17 protein-coding genes are annotated in these 15,539 nt (G+C 73.0%); 8 read left to right on the top strand and 9 right to left on the bottom strand.

Features of this window, described 5'->3' with window-relative positions; genetic code table 11:
* Positions 1-30: 30 nt before the first annotated feature.
* A complete protein-coding gene (locus tag AB4Z14_RS16290) occupies positions 31-513 on the bottom strand; it encodes an AAA family ATPase (RefSeq protein ID WP_442276107.1) in 483 nt (160 codons plus the stop codon).
* Positions 514-569: 56 nt separating this feature from the next.
* On the opposite strand from AB4Z14_RS16290, the gene AB4Z14_RS16295 reads away from it, so the two are divergent.
* From AB4Z14_RS16295 to AB4Z14_RS16320, 6 genes are all read left to right on the top strand, one after another.
* Positions 570-1,550 carry an L-lactate dehydrogenase gene (locus tag AB4Z14_RS16295; RefSeq protein WP_442276108.1) on the top strand — a complete coding sequence of 327 codons (981 nt, stop codon included), beginning with the start codon at positions 570-572 and terminating at the stop codon, positions 1,548-1,550.
* Between the two features lie 13 nt (positions 1,551-1,563).
* Positions 1,564-2,616, top strand: coding sequence for a glycerophosphodiester phosphodiesterase family protein (locus AB4Z14_RS16300; protein ID WP_442276109.1), 1,053 nt, complete (start codon positions 1,564-1,566; stop codon positions 2,614-2,616).
* Between the two features lie 34 nt (positions 2,617-2,650).
* Positions 2,651-3,361, top strand: a complete 711-nt coding sequence (locus AB4Z14_RS16305; RefSeq protein WP_056772195.1) for a TetR/AcrR family transcriptional regulator — start codon at positions 2,651-2,653, stop codon at positions 3,359-3,361.
* A 30-nt stretch (positions 3,362-3,391) separates the two neighbouring features.
* Positions 3,392-4,216 (top strand): thioesterase family protein, encoded by an 825-nt coding sequence (locus AB4Z14_RS16310; protein ID WP_442276110.1) that lies wholly within the window; start codon positions 3,392-3,394, stop codon positions 4,214-4,216.
* 184 nt (positions 4,217-4,400) lie between these two features.
* Positions 4,401-5,777, top strand: coding sequence for a L,D-transpeptidase family protein (locus AB4Z14_RS16315; RefSeq protein ID WP_442276111.1), 1,377 nt, complete (start codon positions 4,401-4,403; stop codon positions 5,775-5,777).
* A gap of 69 nt (positions 5,778-5,846) precedes the next feature.
* Positions 5,847-6,770, top strand: a complete 924-nt coding sequence (locus tag AB4Z14_RS16320; protein WP_442276112.1) for a helix-turn-helix transcriptional regulator — start codon at positions 5,847-5,849, stop codon at positions 6,768-6,770.
* A 33-nt stretch (positions 6,771-6,803) separates the two neighbouring features.
* Here AB4Z14_RS16320 and AB4Z14_RS16325 read toward each other — a convergent pair whose 3' ends face one another.
* Positions 6,804-7,256, bottom strand: a complete 453-nt coding sequence (locus AB4Z14_RS16325; protein ID WP_442276113.1) for an OsmC family protein — start codon at positions 7,254-7,256, stop codon at positions 6,804-6,806.
* A 49-nt stretch (positions 7,257-7,305) separates the two neighbouring features.
* Positions 7,306-8,319, bottom strand: a complete 1,014-nt coding sequence (locus AB4Z14_RS16330; protein ID WP_442276114.1) for an LLM class flavin-dependent oxidoreductase — start codon at positions 8,317-8,319, stop codon at positions 7,306-7,308.
* A gap of 176 nt (positions 8,320-8,495) precedes the next feature.
* Between AB4Z14_RS16330 and AB4Z14_RS16335 the strand changes: the two genes are divergently transcribed.
* A complete protein-coding gene (locus AB4Z14_RS16335; RefSeq protein ID WP_442276115.1) occupies positions 8,496-10,010 on the top strand; it encodes a hypothetical protein in 1,515 nt (504 codons plus the stop codon).
* Positions 10,011-10,060: 50 nt separating this feature from the next.
* Here the strand turns inward: AB4Z14_RS16335 and AB4Z14_RS16340 are convergent, their stop codons facing one another.
* On the bottom strand, positions 10,061-10,510 hold the full coding sequence (locus tag AB4Z14_RS16340) for a hypothetical protein (protein ID WP_442276116.1): 450 nt from the start codon (positions 10,508-10,510) through the stop codon (positions 10,061-10,063).
* 15 nt (positions 10,511-10,525) lie between these two features.
* Here AB4Z14_RS16340 and AB4Z14_RS16345 point away from each other — a divergent pair, with 15 nt between their 5' ends.
* On the top strand, positions 10,526-10,807 hold the full coding sequence (locus AB4Z14_RS16345; RefSeq protein ID WP_442276117.1) for a hypothetical protein: 282 nt from the start codon (positions 10,526-10,528) through the stop codon (positions 10,805-10,807).
* 10 nt (positions 10,808-10,817) lie between these two features.
* Here the strand turns inward: AB4Z14_RS16345 and AB4Z14_RS16350 are convergent, their stop codons facing one another.
* The 5 genes from AB4Z14_RS16350 to AB4Z14_RS16370 all read right to left on the bottom strand — a co-directional run bounded on the left by AB4Z14_RS16350 (position 10,818) and on the right by AB4Z14_RS16370 (position 15,511).
* Positions 10,818-12,032, bottom strand: a complete 1,215-nt coding sequence (locus tag AB4Z14_RS16350; protein WP_442276118.1) for a pyridoxal phosphate-dependent aminotransferase — start codon at positions 12,030-12,032, stop codon at positions 10,818-10,820.
* A 186-nt stretch (positions 12,033-12,218) separates the two neighbouring features.
* Positions 12,219-12,752 (bottom strand): hypothetical protein, encoded by a 534-nt coding sequence (locus tag AB4Z14_RS16355; protein ID WP_442276119.1) that lies wholly within the window; start codon positions 12,750-12,752, stop codon positions 12,219-12,221.
* Positions 12,753-12,827: 75 nt separating this feature from the next.
* Positions 12,828-14,384 carry a polyprenol phosphomannose-dependent alpha 1,6 mannosyltransferase MptB gene (gene mptB / locus AB4Z14_RS16360; protein ID WP_442276120.1) on the bottom strand — a complete coding sequence of 519 codons (1,557 nt, stop codon included), beginning with the start codon at positions 14,382-14,384 and terminating at the stop codon, positions 12,828-12,830.
* Entirely contained in the window at positions 14,377-14,973 is a 597-nt protein-coding gene (locus AB4Z14_RS16365; RefSeq protein ID WP_056822682.1) for a histidine phosphatase family protein, read from the bottom strand. Before AB4Z14_RS16365 ends, mptB begins: the two co-directional genes overlap by 8 nt.
* A 1-nt stretch (position 14,974) precedes the next feature.
* A complete protein-coding gene (locus AB4Z14_RS16370; protein ID WP_442276121.1) occupies positions 14,975-15,511 on the bottom strand; it encodes a hypothetical protein in 537 nt (178 codons plus the stop codon).
* Positions 15,512-15,539: the final 28 nt, after the last annotated feature.

The following is a 15,539-nucleotide window of genomic DNA, read 5'->3' on the forward strand; positions in this document are numbered from 1 at the left end:
CGCGTGGCGGCCACCGACCCTCGACACGCGTCAGGAGCCCGGAGGGGCGTCGTAGCGGGACCGCTCCTCCTCGGACGGGGCGTGCCACCACGGCAGGTAGGCGTCGAGCTGCGCGCGCGTGATCGGCACGGAGCCGGGGGACCCGTCGCGGTTGCGACGCTCGATCCGCGCCCAGAGCTCCTCGACGGGCAGGTCGAGCACGTGCAGCTCGACCCCGACGCCGAGGGCCCGGGCCGCGACGCGCTTCTCCTCACGCTCCGCCTCGGCCCAGAGCCCGTACTCGAGCACGACGCTCACGCCGAGGCGCAGGAGCCGTTGGGTGTCGTCCCAGAGCCGGTGCTCGAGCAGGTCTCGGAAGGTGCCGTCGAGCGGGTCGATGCGCAGGTCTCGCAGCCACTCGTCGGGGCTCATCCGCACGGCGGGACGCTCGGTCTCGAGACGCCTCGCCAGCGTCGTCTTGCCCGCGCCGGGCAGCCCGACGACGAGGACGAGCCGCGGTCCCTCACCAGTCATGCCGTCAGGCTGACACACTCGCAGCGACGACGTGCACGAGCGACGGAGGACCGACGATGACCGTGGAGACACCGGCAGGCAGCACCCGCCGCCGCACGACGAAGCTCGGGATCGTCGGGGCCGGCGCCGTCGGCGCCACGCTGGCGTATGCCGCGTTGATGCGTGGTGTCGCCCAGAACGTCGCGCTCTTCGACGTCAACAGCGCCAAGGTGCGCGCCGAGGCGCTCGACCTCAGCCACGGCATCCAGTTCGTCCCGATGGCTCACGTCGACGGCTCCGACGACGTCGAGGTGCTGGCCGACTCCGACGTCATCGTCTTCACGGCGGGGGCCAAGCAGAAGCCCGGGCAGTCCCGGCTCGACCTCGCCGAGTCGACGATCGGCATCATGCGGGCGATCCTGCCGCGGCTCGTCGAGGTCGCTCCCGACGCCGTGCACGTCATGGTGACCAACCCCGTCGACGTCGTGACGTATGCCGCGCTCCAGGTGTCCGGGCTGCCGGCCGAGCGGCTCTTCGGATCGGGCACGGTCCTCGACTCGTCGCGGCTGCGCTTCCTCCTCGCCGGGCACACGGGCGTCGCAGCCCAGAGCGTCCACGCGTACGTCATCGGCGAGCACGGAGACTCCGAGCTGCCGCTGTGGTCGTCCGCGACCATCGGCTCCGTGCCGCTCCTGCAGTGGCGCACGTCGGACGGACGCATCGCGCTCGACGAGGAGGCCCGCGACCGCATCGCGACCGACGTCGTGCAGTCGGCCTACCGCGTCATCGAGGGCAAGGGCGCGACGAACTACGCGATCGGCCTCGCCGCCACGCGCATCATCGAGGCGGTCCTCTACGACGAGCGCCGCATCCTGCCCGTCTCGTCGCTGCTCGACAGCTACTACGGCATCAGCGACGTCTGCCTGTCGGTGCCGGCGATCGTCCACGCCGGCGGCGTCGGCGACCGGGTCGAGGTGCCGATGACCTCCGCCGAGCTGTCGGGCCTGCGGGCGTCCGCGGATGCCGTGCGTGCGACGGCCCGGCGCTTCGGTTTCTGACGACGTGGTGGACGTGCGAGGGGTGCCGCGTCCGGGTGCCGTGACGGCGCTCGGCGGCGGGATCGTCCTTGCCCTCGTTCTCGGCGTGGCCGGCTGCGCGGGCGGCGGAGGGGCTCCCGCGGACGCCCCGACCAGACTGGCCCGCACCTTCGACCTCCAGGCGCACCGCGGCGGCGCGGACCTGACGTCGGAGAACACGCTGGAGGCCTTCTCGCGCGCGCTCGACATCGGCGTCACGACCCTCGAGCTCGACGCGCAGGTCACCCGTGACGGTGCCGTCGTCGTCGCCCACGACAACCGGGTCAACCCCGACACGTGTCGCGACACGTCGCCCGCGGGCCCGTCCGACGACCTCTTTCCCTACTCCGGCAAGCCCTTCCGGCTCCTGACGCTCGCGCAGGTGCGCACGCTCGACTGCGGCTACCAACCGACCCCCGACCACCCGGACCAGCGCGCCGTGTCCGGCGCGACGGTGCCCGAGCTCCGCGAGGTCGTCGACCTGCTGCGCGAGCGCGGTGCCGACGACGTCGGGCTCAACGTCGAGATCAAGGTGCAGGCGGACGACCTCGGGCTCACCGTGCCGCGCGCCGAGTACGCGGCGAAGGTGTGGGCGGTGCTCGACGAGGGCGGCGTCGCGGGCCGGGCGACGATCCAGTCGTTCGACTGGGCGAGCCTGACCGCGGTCCACCGCATCGCGCCCCGCGCCCGGCTCGTCGCCCTCGTCTCCCCCGAGCGGCTCGAGCGGGGCAAGGAGGGCGCGTCCCCGTGGCTGGGCGGCATCGACATCGACGACGTGGGCGGCGACGTCGTGGGCGCCGCCTCCCGCCTCGCCGGTGTCGTCGCCCTGTCGCCGCGGGAGGACCTCCCCGTCGATGCCGCGCTCGTCCGCTCGGCGCACGCCGCGGGGCTCGCCGTGGTGCCGTGGACCGTCGACGACGAGGACGACATGGGTCATCTCGTCGACCTCGGCGTCGACGGTCTCATCACCAACCGCCCCGACCTGCTCCGCACCGTGCTGACCCAGCGCGGCCTCGCGACACCCCCGTCCCATCCCGCAGCCGGGTGAGGCCCGCCGGGACGCCCCGGAGCATGATGGGGCTGTGAGCACGTCCGCCGCCTTCGACGCCGACCCGGCACCCGGCACGGCACCCGACCCGTCGGGCACCCCGCCGGCGCGGGCGACGTACCACCACGGTGACCTGCGCCGGGCCCTGCTCGAGGCGGGCACCGACCTCGCCCGCGAGGGCGGGCCCGACAAGGTCGTCCTGCGCGAGGCGACGCGCCGCGTCGGGGTCTCAGCCAATGCGGCATACCGCCACTTCGCCGACCGTGACGCGCTGCTGGGCGAGGTCGTCTCCCGCGCCCAGGCGCGTGCCGCTGACGTCATCGGCGCCACGATGGACGCCGTGCCCGACGACCTCGAGACGGGCCAGCGGGCGCGTGCCCGCTTCCGGGCCGTCGGCGTCGGCTACCTGCGCTTCGCCATGGACGAGCCGGGCCTGTTCCGCGCGGCCTTCGCCGTGCCGGTCGACCTCAGCCGGGCCGCCTCCCCGGACGCGGCCGGCACGGGCGGGCGCACCCCCTTCCAGCTGCTCGCCGACTCCCTCGACGCCATGGTCGACGCCGGCGTCATGTCCGACGACGAGCGTCCCGGTGCCGAGCTGCTCGCGTGGTCGGCCGTCCACGGCATGGCGATGCTCGCCCTCGAGGGCCCGCTGCGCGACCTGCCGCCCGGCGCCGTCGACGAGCTCGCGCCGCGCCTCGTCCGCATGGTCGACCTCGGGCTCGGCCTCTCCGACGGCGCGGTCTGAGCGGCACGCACCGACACCTAGGGTGGGCGGGTGACCAGCGAGACCCGCGACAGCACCGGCTTCGAGCTCGACCGCGACACCCCGGCCTTCTACCGCCGGCTGGACCATGGCCGCTACGCCCCGACCGTGCACGTGCAGGGCGCCTGGCGCGACGACGAGCAGCACATGGCTCCAGTCAGCGGCATCCTCGCCCACGAGATCGACCTCCACGAGCCACGCGAGGGGATGCAGCTGGCGCGCATCTCCTTCGACATCCTCGGCATGATCCCGGCGCGACCGAGCCGGGTCGAGGTGCGCACGACGCGCCCCGGTCGCACCATCGAGCTCGTCGAGGCGACGATGCTCGTCGACGACCGCCCCGTCGTGCGCGCCCACGCGTGGAGGCTCGCCGCCCACGACTCCGAGCCCGTGGCCGGCGTGGAGCTCGAGCCGATCCCCCGGCCCGACGAGATGCGCCCCTGGGAGGGGGCCGACACCTGGGAGGGCGGCTACATCGAGGGGCTCGAGTTCCGGGTCGACGCCGAGCGTCGCCCGGGCCGGACCCGGGCCTGGATCCGCGCCCTCAACCCCCTCGTCGACGGCGAGACCTGCTCTCCCACAGCCGATCTCGTGCGCCTCGCCGACACCGCCAACGGCATAGCCGTGCGCGTCTCGCCGCGGGAGTGGATGTTCCCCAACGTCGACCTCAGCGTGCACCTGTTCCGCGAGCCGGTCCGCGGGTGGGTCGGTTTCGACACCCGGGTGACGATGGGCCCGACAGGTCTCGGGCTGACCTCGACGACGTTGCACGACGAGCGCGGCCCCGTCGGTCGCGCCGAGCAGATCCTCACGGTCCGCCGCCTCCCGGGAGCCTGACCCCCTCCCCTCCCGACCGGTCGCCGGACCGCGACAACCTTTCGGCGCGCCGACGCGTCTGGGGAGGTGTCGGCACGCCGCGCCAAAGCCCGGTTGGCCTGCCACAATGAAGGGCGCGATCGCGCCGACTCACACCCGCCGTCGCGCGGTCAGGACACCAGGGGACACCATGAGGACCATCCGCATGGACAGGAATCGCACCGTGGGCAGCGTCGCTGCCACGCTCGCGGTCTTCGCACTCGCCGTGACGGCTCCGGCCGCCCGCGCCGACGACCTGACCGGCACGCCGACACCGCCCGGCGCCTCGACGTCCACGGGCTCGACGGGATCGACCGGGGGAAGCACCGTCGCCGACGCCACGACGACCACGACCTCCAGCAGCACGACGACGACCACGACGACGCCGTCCACCACGACGTCGACCACGACGACGTCGAGCCCCACGACGACGACCCCGCCGCCGCCCGCACCGAGCCCCGTCGTCATCGCTGCCGGCAGCTCCGGCTGGAAGGTCAAGGACCTCCAGGTGCGCCTGCGCCTCGTCAAGGCGTCGTACTGGACGTATGCCGTCTCCGGCTACTACGGCTGGACGCTCGGCCAGAAGGTCCTCGCCTTCCAGATCGACCAGTCACTCCCTCGCACCGGCGTCGTCGACCAGCGCACCTGGAGCCGACTCGTCGCCCTCACCGCGACCACGACCCGTCTCAAGGAGGGCTCGTCCGGCTACGCCGTCAAGGACCTCCAGTCGCGCCTGCGTGCCGTCAAGGCGTCCTACTGGTCCTACGCCGTGTCCGGCTACTACGGCTGGACCCTCGGCCAGAGGGTGCTCACCTTCCAGCGCGACCAGAACCTCCCCCAGTCCGGGGTGCTCGACCAGCGCACGTGGAGCCGGCTCGTCTCGATGTCGACGTCCCCGGTCGTGCTCGGCCGCACGACGGCCGCCGCCAACGTCCGCGAGCTCCAGCGACGCCTCGGCGCCAAGGGCCTGTGGCCGTATGCGTTCTCCGGCACCTACGGCTGGACGCTCGGCCAGAAGGTGCTCGCCTTCCAGCGCGCCTACGACGTGCCGCAGTCGGGTGTCGTCGACAGCCGCACGTGGGCGCGCCTGCGGGCCCTGACCTACACGCCCGGCAGCTTCGACCAGCACCGCTACTACGCGGGCCTGCGCCCGCTCGTGCCGACGCTCTCCTCGCTCGACAAGCGCTGCCGCACGGGCCGGGTCATGTGCGTCGACAAGTCGACCCGCACCCTGACGTGGGTCGTGAACGGCAAGCCGCTCACGGCCATGTGGGCGCGCTTCGGTCGTCCCGGCAAGGAGACGCGCGAGGGCACCTTCAGCGTCTCCCGGAAGTACGAGTACGTCATCTCCAACCTCTACTTCACGCCGATGCCCTACTCGATGTTCTTCTCCGGCGGCCAGGCCGTGCACTACTCGTCGAACTTCGCGCGGCTCGGCTACGCCAGCGCGAGCCACGGCTGCGTCAACATCGCCGACCACGCGCAGGTCAAGGCGCTCTTCTTCGCGGTGCGCATCGGTGACAAGGTCGTCGTCTACCCCTGAGCGGGCGGCCTTGCCGACAGAGCAAACCCGATCAAGTACGCGTGGGGCCGGGTCGCGCAGGATCGTGACGTGACCGGCTCCCGTGACACCTTCAGCGCCTGGCTGGACGTGCTCGTCGACACCCTCGACGAGCCCGACCTGACCGGCGAGCAGATCGCGGGCCGGCTGCACCTGTCACGGTTCCACCTCGACCGCATCGTCAGTGCGGGCGCAGGCGAGGCGCCGAGCTCCCTGCGCCGCAGGGTGCTGCTCGAGCGTTCCGCCTACCGCCTCGCGGCGAGCCGCCTCTCCGTCCTCGACGTCGCCGTCGAGGCGGGCTACGGCTCGCACGAGGCGTTCACCCGGGCGTTCCGTCGCGCCTACGGCACGACGCCGAGCGCGTGGCGCGGACGTCCGGGGACGATCCGTCTCGAGGCGGCCAACGACATCCACTTCCACCCGCCCGGCGGCATACGCCTCCCGGCCCAGCGAAAGGTCACTGCCATGGACCTCGTGCAGAGGATGGTCGAGCACCACATCTGGCTGACCGGCCAGCTCATCGAGTGCGCCGGCCAGCTCGCCGACGAACAGCTCGACGAGCCGATCGTCATCAACGTCGACGACGATCCCGACCCGTCGACCCTGCGTCGCATCATCAGCCGGCTCGTCGGCCAGATGGCGATGTGGAACGCGACGATGGCGAGCCGCGACTACGACTTCTCCGTCGAGGAGCACGAGTCGCTGACGTCGGCGCGCCGCCGTCTCGCCGACGCCGCACCCGTCTTCCTCGGCCACGTGCGCGACGCGATCGACGAAGGTCGGCTCGACGACGTCTTCGTCGACGCGTCGTGCGACCCGCCCTACGTCTGCTCCTACGGCGCGATGGTCGCGCACGTCCTGACGTTCGCGGCGCACCGGCGCACCCTCGCGGTGCGCGCGCTCGACAAGCACGGGGTCAGCCGGCTCGGGTGGGGCGACCCCATCGAGTGGCTCGACGCCGCCCACCACGCCTGACGGCATACGCCCCTCGGGGACGGCGGGTCTCGGTCACTCGACGGTGGTCGTGACCTGCTGCCCGAGCTCGACGGTGCGGCTCACGGTGCACCACTCGTCGTGCGAGCGCTTGACGAGCTTGGGCAGCATCTCGCGCGCCGCGTCGCCGCCGTCACCCTCGGGGAAGCGCACCCGGAAGCGCACCTCGATGTCCTGGAGGTGGTTGCCGTGCTCGTCCTTGACCTTGTCGGCCGTCACCTCGATCTCGAACTGCTCGGGCTCGGCGCGTCGCGTCGTCACGGTGTCGACGTCGACCGCGGTGCAGCCGGCGATGCCGGCGAGGAGCAGCTCAACCGGCGAGAGCTCCTCGGTGCCGGAGCTCAACGTGATCGAGCCGCCGCGGTCGTTGCGGGCCGTGTAGTGGCCGACGCTGTCGCGGGTCAGGGTGACGCGGCGCAGGTCCTTCGGGTCTCTCGCGGTCGTGCTCTCGGCCGTGCTCTCGGTCATGGTGCAAGCCTCTCAGACGTCGGGGGTGGCGGCTCGTCGCGTCCGGCGCTCAGAGCCAGGCGTCGGCGAGCAGCTCGTAGGAGCGCAGCCGTGCCTCGTGGTCGTGGGCGCCGCACGTGACGATGACCTCGTCGACGCCCGTGGCCTCGACGAAGCCGGCGAGACCGTCGCGCACCTCGTCGGGCGTGCCGACGAGCGAGACCCGGGTCATCTCGCTCACGGCCTGGCGCTCGGCCGGAGACCACTGCGCCATGAGGCTCGCGATGTCCCCCTCCGGCTCGGGCAGCCCGGCCCGTCGGCCGGTGACGATGCCGTGGAAGCGCTGGAGGACGCTCGTGAAGAGCCGCTCGGCCTCAGCCGTCGTGTCAGCGACCATGACGTTGACGCCGGCCATCGAGCGGGGGGCATCGAGGCCGCCTGGCTCTGTCGACGGCGTGAAGCGGGAGCGGTAGACCTCGAGCGCGCTCATCAGCGCGGCCGGCGCGAAGTGCGAGGCGAAGGAGTAGGGCAGGCCGAGGGCTGCGGCCACCTGGGCGCCGCCGTGGCTCGACCCGAGGATCCAGATCGGCACGCGGGTGCCTTCACCGGGGATGGCGCGGACCTTGGCGTCGGGGTCCGGGTCGCCGAGGTAGCCGATGAGCTCCTCGACCTCGCCGGCGAAGTTCATCGCAGCGGCCTCGTTGCGCCGTAGCGCGCGGGTCGTGAAGGGGTCGGTGCCCGGGGCGCGGCCGAGCCCGAGGTCGATGCGGCCCGGGTGGATCGTGGCGAGCGTGCCGAACTGCTCGGCGACGACGTACGGCGCGTGGTTCGGCAGCATGATGCCGCCGGCGCCGACGCGGATCGTCTCGGTCTGGTCGGCGACGTGGCCGATGAGCACGGCTGTCGAGCTCGACGCGACCCCGCGCATGTTGTGGTGCTCGGCCATCCAGTAGCGCTGGTAGCCCCACTTCTCGGCGTGCCTCGCGATGTCGACCGTCGAGGCGATGGCCTCACCGGCCGTGCCACCGTCGAGGACGGGGACGAGATCGAGGATGTTCAGCTGGGCTCTCGGGGCAGGACTCACGTGGGTGCCAACGGGCCGGCCGGGCCGCCGTATTCCGGGACGCGCGGTCCGGGCCCGCCCCTGCGAGCGTCTGCGAGGCGGGCACCGGATGCGGGGGAGGCACTCTTTGGGTACCTATGGATCACCGACACCGACGGCAGGTCCGTGTCGTCCCGACCCCCGTGAGCGCCACCACCATGTCGACCGAGACCATCGCCCCCGCCTCCGAAGGCCGAGGTGTGCGCCTGCCGGGCGCCACGCCGCGGCTCGGCGTGCGCCTGCGCGTCGTCGCCGTCATCGCCGCCGCGTTCCTCGAAACCGAGGGGGTCGCTCAGGCGGTCACTCCCTTCATCCGCCAGGACGACTGGGCGTTCCTGCTGCCCGAGGGCTCTCCGGGAGCGGTCCCCCCGTCGTACTACAACGTGAGCGAGGGGCGCTGGCTCAACTCCGGCTGGTGGTGGCTCGTCGGGCAGCACGGCACCGTCACGACCGCCGCGCTGACGTATGCCGCCGCCTACGCGCTGCTCGTGGCGGGCATCTGGCGGCTGCTCCACCGGACCGGGGTGCGCCCGCGACCCGCCGGCGACGCTCTCCTCGGCGTGGCGCTCTTCGCCTCGCCGGTCTGGGTCCAGCTGCTCTACTGGCCCGGGGCGTTGACGCCCTCGGCCCTCGTGGCCGCCGGGGCGGTCTGGCTCCTGCCCCGAGCCGCTCGCTCGGGGCGGTGGCTCGCGGCCTGGCTCGTCCTGAGCGGCATCGCCTCCGTGCTCACCTATCCGCCGATCGCCCTCGCGCTGCTCGTCCTCGCCGTCGTGTCGCTACGGGACGCCCCGTGGCGCAAGGTGCTTCTCGTCGTCGCCGGCTGGGCCGCCGGGTTCGCCGCTGGTGTCGCGGTGGCCTACGCGCTCAACTGGGTCGTCAACGGGCACTTCGGCATCGAGGTCGCCGCCTGGCGTCAGGCCAACCCGTTGACCTCGCTCGATGCCCTCGGCGTCAACGCCGGTCGGTGGCTGTCGGCCGCGGGCTCGCTCTGGGCTGCGCACTGGTGGGTCGCACTCGTCGCCGTCGTCGCCGTCGCCCTCGGCTGGGGGGACCCGGTCGTCCGCCCCCGGCTGCAGCGTCTCCTTCTCGCCCTCGCCGTCGCGTGCGGCGTCGACGCCGCGCAGACCCTCGCGAGCGGCCTCGTCACCGAGGCCCGCGGCCAGCTGTGGACGTGGTTCGCAGCGGTGCTGGCCGTCGCGCTGCTCCTCGTCGACCGGAGTGCGCGCCCCGTTGCGCACGTCGGACCAGCGCCCACGACGCAGCCCGGGACACCGCCGACCGCACGCGTCGCGACGGCCCTGCTCGCGGTGCTCGCCGTGTGCGGGGTCCTGGCGTGGCGCGCCGACATCGGCAGGCACCAGGACACGCGCCGGCAGTATGCCGCGATGGCCGAGGCCGCAACGGCGCACCCGACCGGGACCGCCCCGCCGACCGTCGTCGTCTACCAGGACCCCGCGCTCAAGGACACCCGCTCGGGCCGGCTCATGGCGAGCACCCTCTTCATGGCCGTCCGTCTCGAGCAGGACGGCCGCGTGCCACGCTGGTGCATCGGCATCGAGTGCCGGGAGATCGCGGCGCGGTCCACGTCGGGGCCGGTCGTCGACCTGGGTCGGGCCGGGAGCCTGCCCGGCATCGTCGGCATCGTCGTGCCGGCCCCGCCCGGCTGGATCTGACGATCCGGGCCGACCTGAGCCCGACCCGAGGACGGCCTCGCGGCCCGCTCTCAGGGCAGCTTCAGCTCGGAGACCTGGTCGTCGTAGTCGGGGCAGAACGCCTGCACGCCGGCGGCCATCAGCTGCTTCGTGCGCAGCGCGTCCCCGGTGTTGCCGAGCGGCTTGTCGCCGTCGTCGACCGCGATCTGGGCCAGCTCGACGCCGCCGTTCTTCAGGGCCCAGCACGTCGTCGTCCCGGTCTCGATGTCGTCGTCGACGGTGGCGCCCGTCACCGACGCCCCGAGCTTCTGCGCGGCGAGGACGAACTGCGCCTCCTCCGCCGAGATGCTCGGCCGAGCGTCTGCGACCCCCGCCGGCAGGTCGCCGAGCGTCGGGTCCGACCCGCCACAGGCGGCGAGGGACAGGACGACCACGACGCCGGCCCCGGCAGCGAGCGTCCCGCGCAGTGCCGAGCGGACGGCATACGGCCGCGGAGCGTGCGCCGGTGTCTTCGAGTTCATCGTTACCCTGAACGCGTGAGCGAGCCCGATCGTCCCCGCGACGCCGCGTCCGCGCGGCTGGCCGCCGAGGCGCCGATCGCCCGGGGTGCGGTCGTCGCGTCGCTGTCGGCCGTCGTGTTCGGGTTCGTCTTCCTGCCACAGCTGCTCGGCCTGGCGCTCGCCGGGATCAGCCTCGTGCGCCGCGAGCCGGGCGGACGCCGACCCGCGCTGCTGGCCGCCGGCATCAGCCTGCTGCTCACCGTCGTGTGGGGCGTCGTGCTCGCCCTGCTCCTCAAGTGGTGGGCCACCTCCCGCTGACCCGACCCGCCTACTGGGAGTACGTCGAGAGGAACTTCTCGAGGCGTCCGACGGCGTCCTCGAGGTCCTCGACGCGCGGCAGGAAGACGAGCCGGAAGTGGTCGGGCGTCGCCCAGTTGAAGCCGGTGCCGTGCACGATGAGCATCTTCTGGTCGCGCAGCAGGTCGAGGGCGAAGCGCTCGTCGTCGCGGATGTCGTGGACCTTGGGGTCGAGCCGCGGGAAGAGGTAGAGCGCCCCCTCGGGCTTGGTCACCGACACGCCCGGGATCTCGTTGAGCATCTCCCAGGCGACGTTGCGCTGCTCGAGCAGGCGGCCGCCGGGCAGGATCAGCTCGTTGATCGACTGGTAGCCGCCGAGCGCCACCTGGATCGCGTGCTGCGCCGGGACGTTGGCGCACAGGCGCATGTTGGCGAGGATGTCGAGGCCCTCGAGGTAGTTGCGCGCGTGCTCCTTGGGCCCGGTGATGACGAGCCAGCCCGACCGGAATCCGGCGACGCGGTAGGCCTTGGAGAGGCCGTTGAAGGTCAGGCAGAGCAGGTCGGGCGCGAGGGCCGCGATCGAGGTGTGCGTCGCGCCGTCGTAGAGGATCTTGTCGTAGATCTCGTCCGCCATGATGATCAGCTCGTGCTCGCGGGCGAGCTGCGCGATGGCCTCGAGGACCTCGCGCGGGTAGACGGCGCCCGTCGGGTTGTTGGGGTTGATGACGACGATCGCGCGCGTGCGGTCGGTGATCTTGCTGCGGATGTCGTCGAGGTCGGGCGCCCACCCGGCCTGCTCGTCGCAGACGTAGTGGACGGCGTTGCCGCCGGCGAGGCTCGCGGCCGCGGTCCACAGCGGGTAGTCGGGGGCCGGGATCAGCACCTCGTCGCCGTTGTCGAGCAGGCCCTGCATCGCCATGACGATGAGCTCGCTGACCCCGTTGCCGAGGTAGATGTCCTCGACGCCGACCGGCGGGAAGTCGCGGACCTCGTAGTGCTGCTTGACGGCGCGCCGGGCCGAGAGGATGCCCTTGCTGTCGCTGTAGCCCTGCGCCGTCGGCAGCTCCTGGATCACGTCGACGAGGATGTCCTCCGGCGCCTCGAAGCCGAACGGTGCCGGGTTGCCGATGTTGAGCTTGAGGATGCGGTGCCCCTCGTCCTCGAGCCGCTTGGCCTCGGCCAGCACGGGACCACGGATCTCGTAACAGACGTTCTGCAGCTTCTTGCTCTGGGTCACCGCGCGCATGTGGACCAGCGTCCCACCGCCGTATGCCGTCGACCGCGTCATTCCCACCATGTGACCCGTGCGGTGGATCACGCATCGGTCACGGTCCGTCGTGGGGGGCGTGTGACGACGCGGCCACTCGAGTGTGACTGAGCGCTCACTCGAGTGGGGCGGGGCGCTCACTCGAGTGGGGCGGCGGTCTGGCGGTCAGCGCAGGAGGCAGCCGAAGCCACCGGCCGGGCTCGTCGCCGTGAGCGACTCGACGAGCGAGGACTCGGTCGCCGCGACCACGTCGATGGTCAGCGTGTGCCCCGACGCGCTGCGCGTCAGGTGGGCGAACGTCGGCGGGGCGGCCGGCCGGATGGTCCAGCCCGACTGCTCGAGGTAGCCGACGAGCTCGGCGGCCTGCGGCCCGGTCGAGGGCGGGTAGGTGCGGGTGATGCGCCCGTCGACGCCCTCGCGGCACGGCGGCAGCTCGCTGTGCCCGAGCGGAACGATGGAGCGGTCGAGCACGTCGACCTCGCGCGCGAGCGACTCGTAGGCGGTGACGTCGTCGGCGTGGACGCGGCTCGACCAGGCCCAGCCACCGAAGGCGACGAGGCCGACGAGGAGCACGCCGAGGACGATGGCCGCCGGGCCCGGACGCCGTCGCCTCCGTGCGGCCCGCGCCGGGTCAGCGCCGTCAGGGGCGCCGTCAGGGGCGCCGATGGGGGCCTCGTCGACGAAGCCGGAGTCACTCACCGGGACAGTGTCCGGCACCGGGCCCGGTGCCGTCAGGGACCCCGGCAACTGTCGCCGATCCGTGACCCGGCGGCCTCAGCGTCGGACGAGGGGCCGGTCGAGGTCGAGCAGGTGGCGCCAGTCGGTGCGGCGGGCGGTGCGCAGGCCGCGCCGCAGCAGCAGCACGAGGACGACGAGCGCGACCGGGACGCCGACGGCCGTCGTCGTGAGGCCGAGGCTGTAGCCCTCGGGGAGCGTCGCGAAGCAGACGACCGAGGCGACGACGGCGAGGGGCCGTTCGAGCCGCTCCTGCCAGAGGACTCCGAGCGACACCGCGAAGAACGGGAGTGCCCAGAGGTAGTACCAGCCGAGGAAGACCGGGGCGAGCACGACGACGGCGAGCATGGCCCAGGCGATGCCGCGCACCGGTCGCAGGAGCGGCTCGGCCGCTGCATCCTCCGCAGCCAGGCCGCGGGTGTCCGCGGGCTTGAGCGCCGCGAGCCAGACGAGCGCGAGGAGCAGGGCCAGCACGACGAGTCCCACGGCCCGCGCGACCGCGATGCCCGTGTCGCGCCACGCGTCGTGGCCGAGCAGGTGCCCCACGGCACCGACGGCGATACCGATCGAGGTCGGCAGGGAGGTCCACTGCTCGTTCTTGCCCGGGGTCCCCGTCGGGTTGAGCCACGAGAACCCGAGCCCGGTCACGACGCCCCCGAGCGCCAGGGGGACACCCGAGCACAGCACCGTCAGGGCGCCCGCGCGCACGACGTCACCCCAGCGGGCGTATGCCGTGCCGTCCGTCCCCGGGGCACGTGCGGTCGCGACGTGGCGGGCCCAGAGGATGACGACGAACGGCAGCGCGATGACGGCGGTGACCTTGACCATGGCCCCGAGCGCGACGACGACGCAGGCGAGGACGAACCGCCCACGCAGCGCCAGGGCGAGTCCGCCGAGCGCCGCGGCCACCATGAGGGCGTCGTTGTGGGCTCCTCCGACGAAGTGCGCGCCGACGAGCGGCACCGCGACGCCGAGCCAGAGCGCCCGGACCGGTGACCAGCCGATCCGGCGGGCGACGTCGGGCACGGCCCAGGCCATGACGACGACCCCGGCCACGGCGAGCAGGCGGAGCAACAGGAGGGCGACCCACAGCTCACCCGAGACCGACGCGACGGCCCGGGCGAGGAGCAGCCAGACGGGTCCGTAGGGTGTCGGGCTGTCGAGCCAGGTCGGCGCCGTCGAGGCGCGCCACGGCGAGTCGAGCTCACGGACGACGTGGTCGTAGGGGCTGAGGCCCTGGTCCCAGAGCAGACCCTGGGCGGCGTAGGAGTAGAGGTCGCGGCTGTAGAGCGGCATCGCGCCGACGAGCGGCGCGAACCACAGGGCGATCGTCACCCACCACCAGCGCACCGACACGTCGGCGTCACGGAGTCGCCACCAGGCGAGGACGAGCAGGCCCATCGCGAGGACCGCGACGGTGGCGAGCAGGGGTGAGCCACCCTTCGGCGTCCACCAGGCGACGCCCGGCCAGAGCACCCCGGTGTTGAGCCGCGGCAGGGCACCCGAGCCCCACGAGGCGACCGCGAGCACGACGCCGGCGACGGCACCGGCCCAGCGCCACCGGCCGGGGGCGAGGGCAGGCCGCGCCTCAGCCATGCGTGACCGGTTCGTCACCCCACGCGAGCAGGCGCCACCCGGCCTCGGGGTCACCCTCCATCGTCACGACGTGCGCGTTGTCGAGCCTGCGACCGTCGAAGAAGTCGGCCGGCAGGCTGAGCGCGGCCGAGCACCACACGCGCATGGCGGCCCCGTGGCTCACGGCGAGGGCGGACTCGTGGCCGTCGGCGGCGATGCGCGCGATCGCCGCGTCGTAGCGCTCCATGAAGCCGGCACCGCTGTCGCCGCCGGGGATCGTGTGGTCGGGCTCGTCGCGCCAGCGGATGACCGCGTCGATGTAGGGCTGCCACTCGGTCGACATCTCGTAGTCGCCGGCCTGGATCTCGCGCAGCCCGGGCAGCACGACCATCTCGAGACCGAGCATCTCGGCGAGCGGCGCCGCGGTCTGCTGGGTGCGCACGAGGTCCGAGGTGTAGATCGCGCCGAGGTCCTCGCCGCCGAGGCGATCGGCGAGGGCCCGCGCCTGAGCCCGGCCCTCGTCGGTGAGGTCGAGGCCGGGGACGGCCGTGTCGAGCTGACGGGCGACGTTGGCGTGGGTCTGGCCGTGCCGCACGAGGTAGAGCCGCACGTCAGAGGCCCTTCACGGTGACGCCGCTCAGGCACTCGACGCCCTTGCTCGGCCCGGTGTGGAAGTCCTTGATGGAGACCGGCGCGGTCGCCCCGGCGGCGAGCGTGACGTCGACCTCCTTGCTGGCGACGTCGGAGCCGTCGGAGCTCTTGACGATGAAGACCGCCACGGTGAACGTGTGCTCCTGCGTGTCGGAGTTGGTGAGGGTGCCGGTGAAGCTCCACGACTCACCCGAGGGCGCACACGTCGCGCCCGTGAGGCTCGAGGCCGCGTCGAAGAGGCCACCGTCGCCGGGGTCGGTCGTGTCGACCGGGTCGGGCACGTCGTCGCTCGGGGTCTCGGCCGTGATGGTCGGCTGCACGGGGACGCTCACCGTCGGGGCCACGGAGTCGTCCGGCGACGACGGCGCGGGCTGGCCGCACCCCGCGAGCGCGAGCACGAGCGAGGTGGACAGGCCCAGCGCGACGGTCGGGACGGCATGCGCCCGGGGTGTGCGGATGACCCGCGTGGCTGTGCGGGGTCGGCCTGGCATGGGCACGTGCGGCCCCTTCCTGTCGGCAGGTGTG

The organism is Terrabacter sp. 2TAF16, assembly GCF_052115065.1.
Lineage (GTDB): Bacteria > Actinomycetota > Actinomycetes > Actinomycetales > Dermatophilaceae > Terrabacter.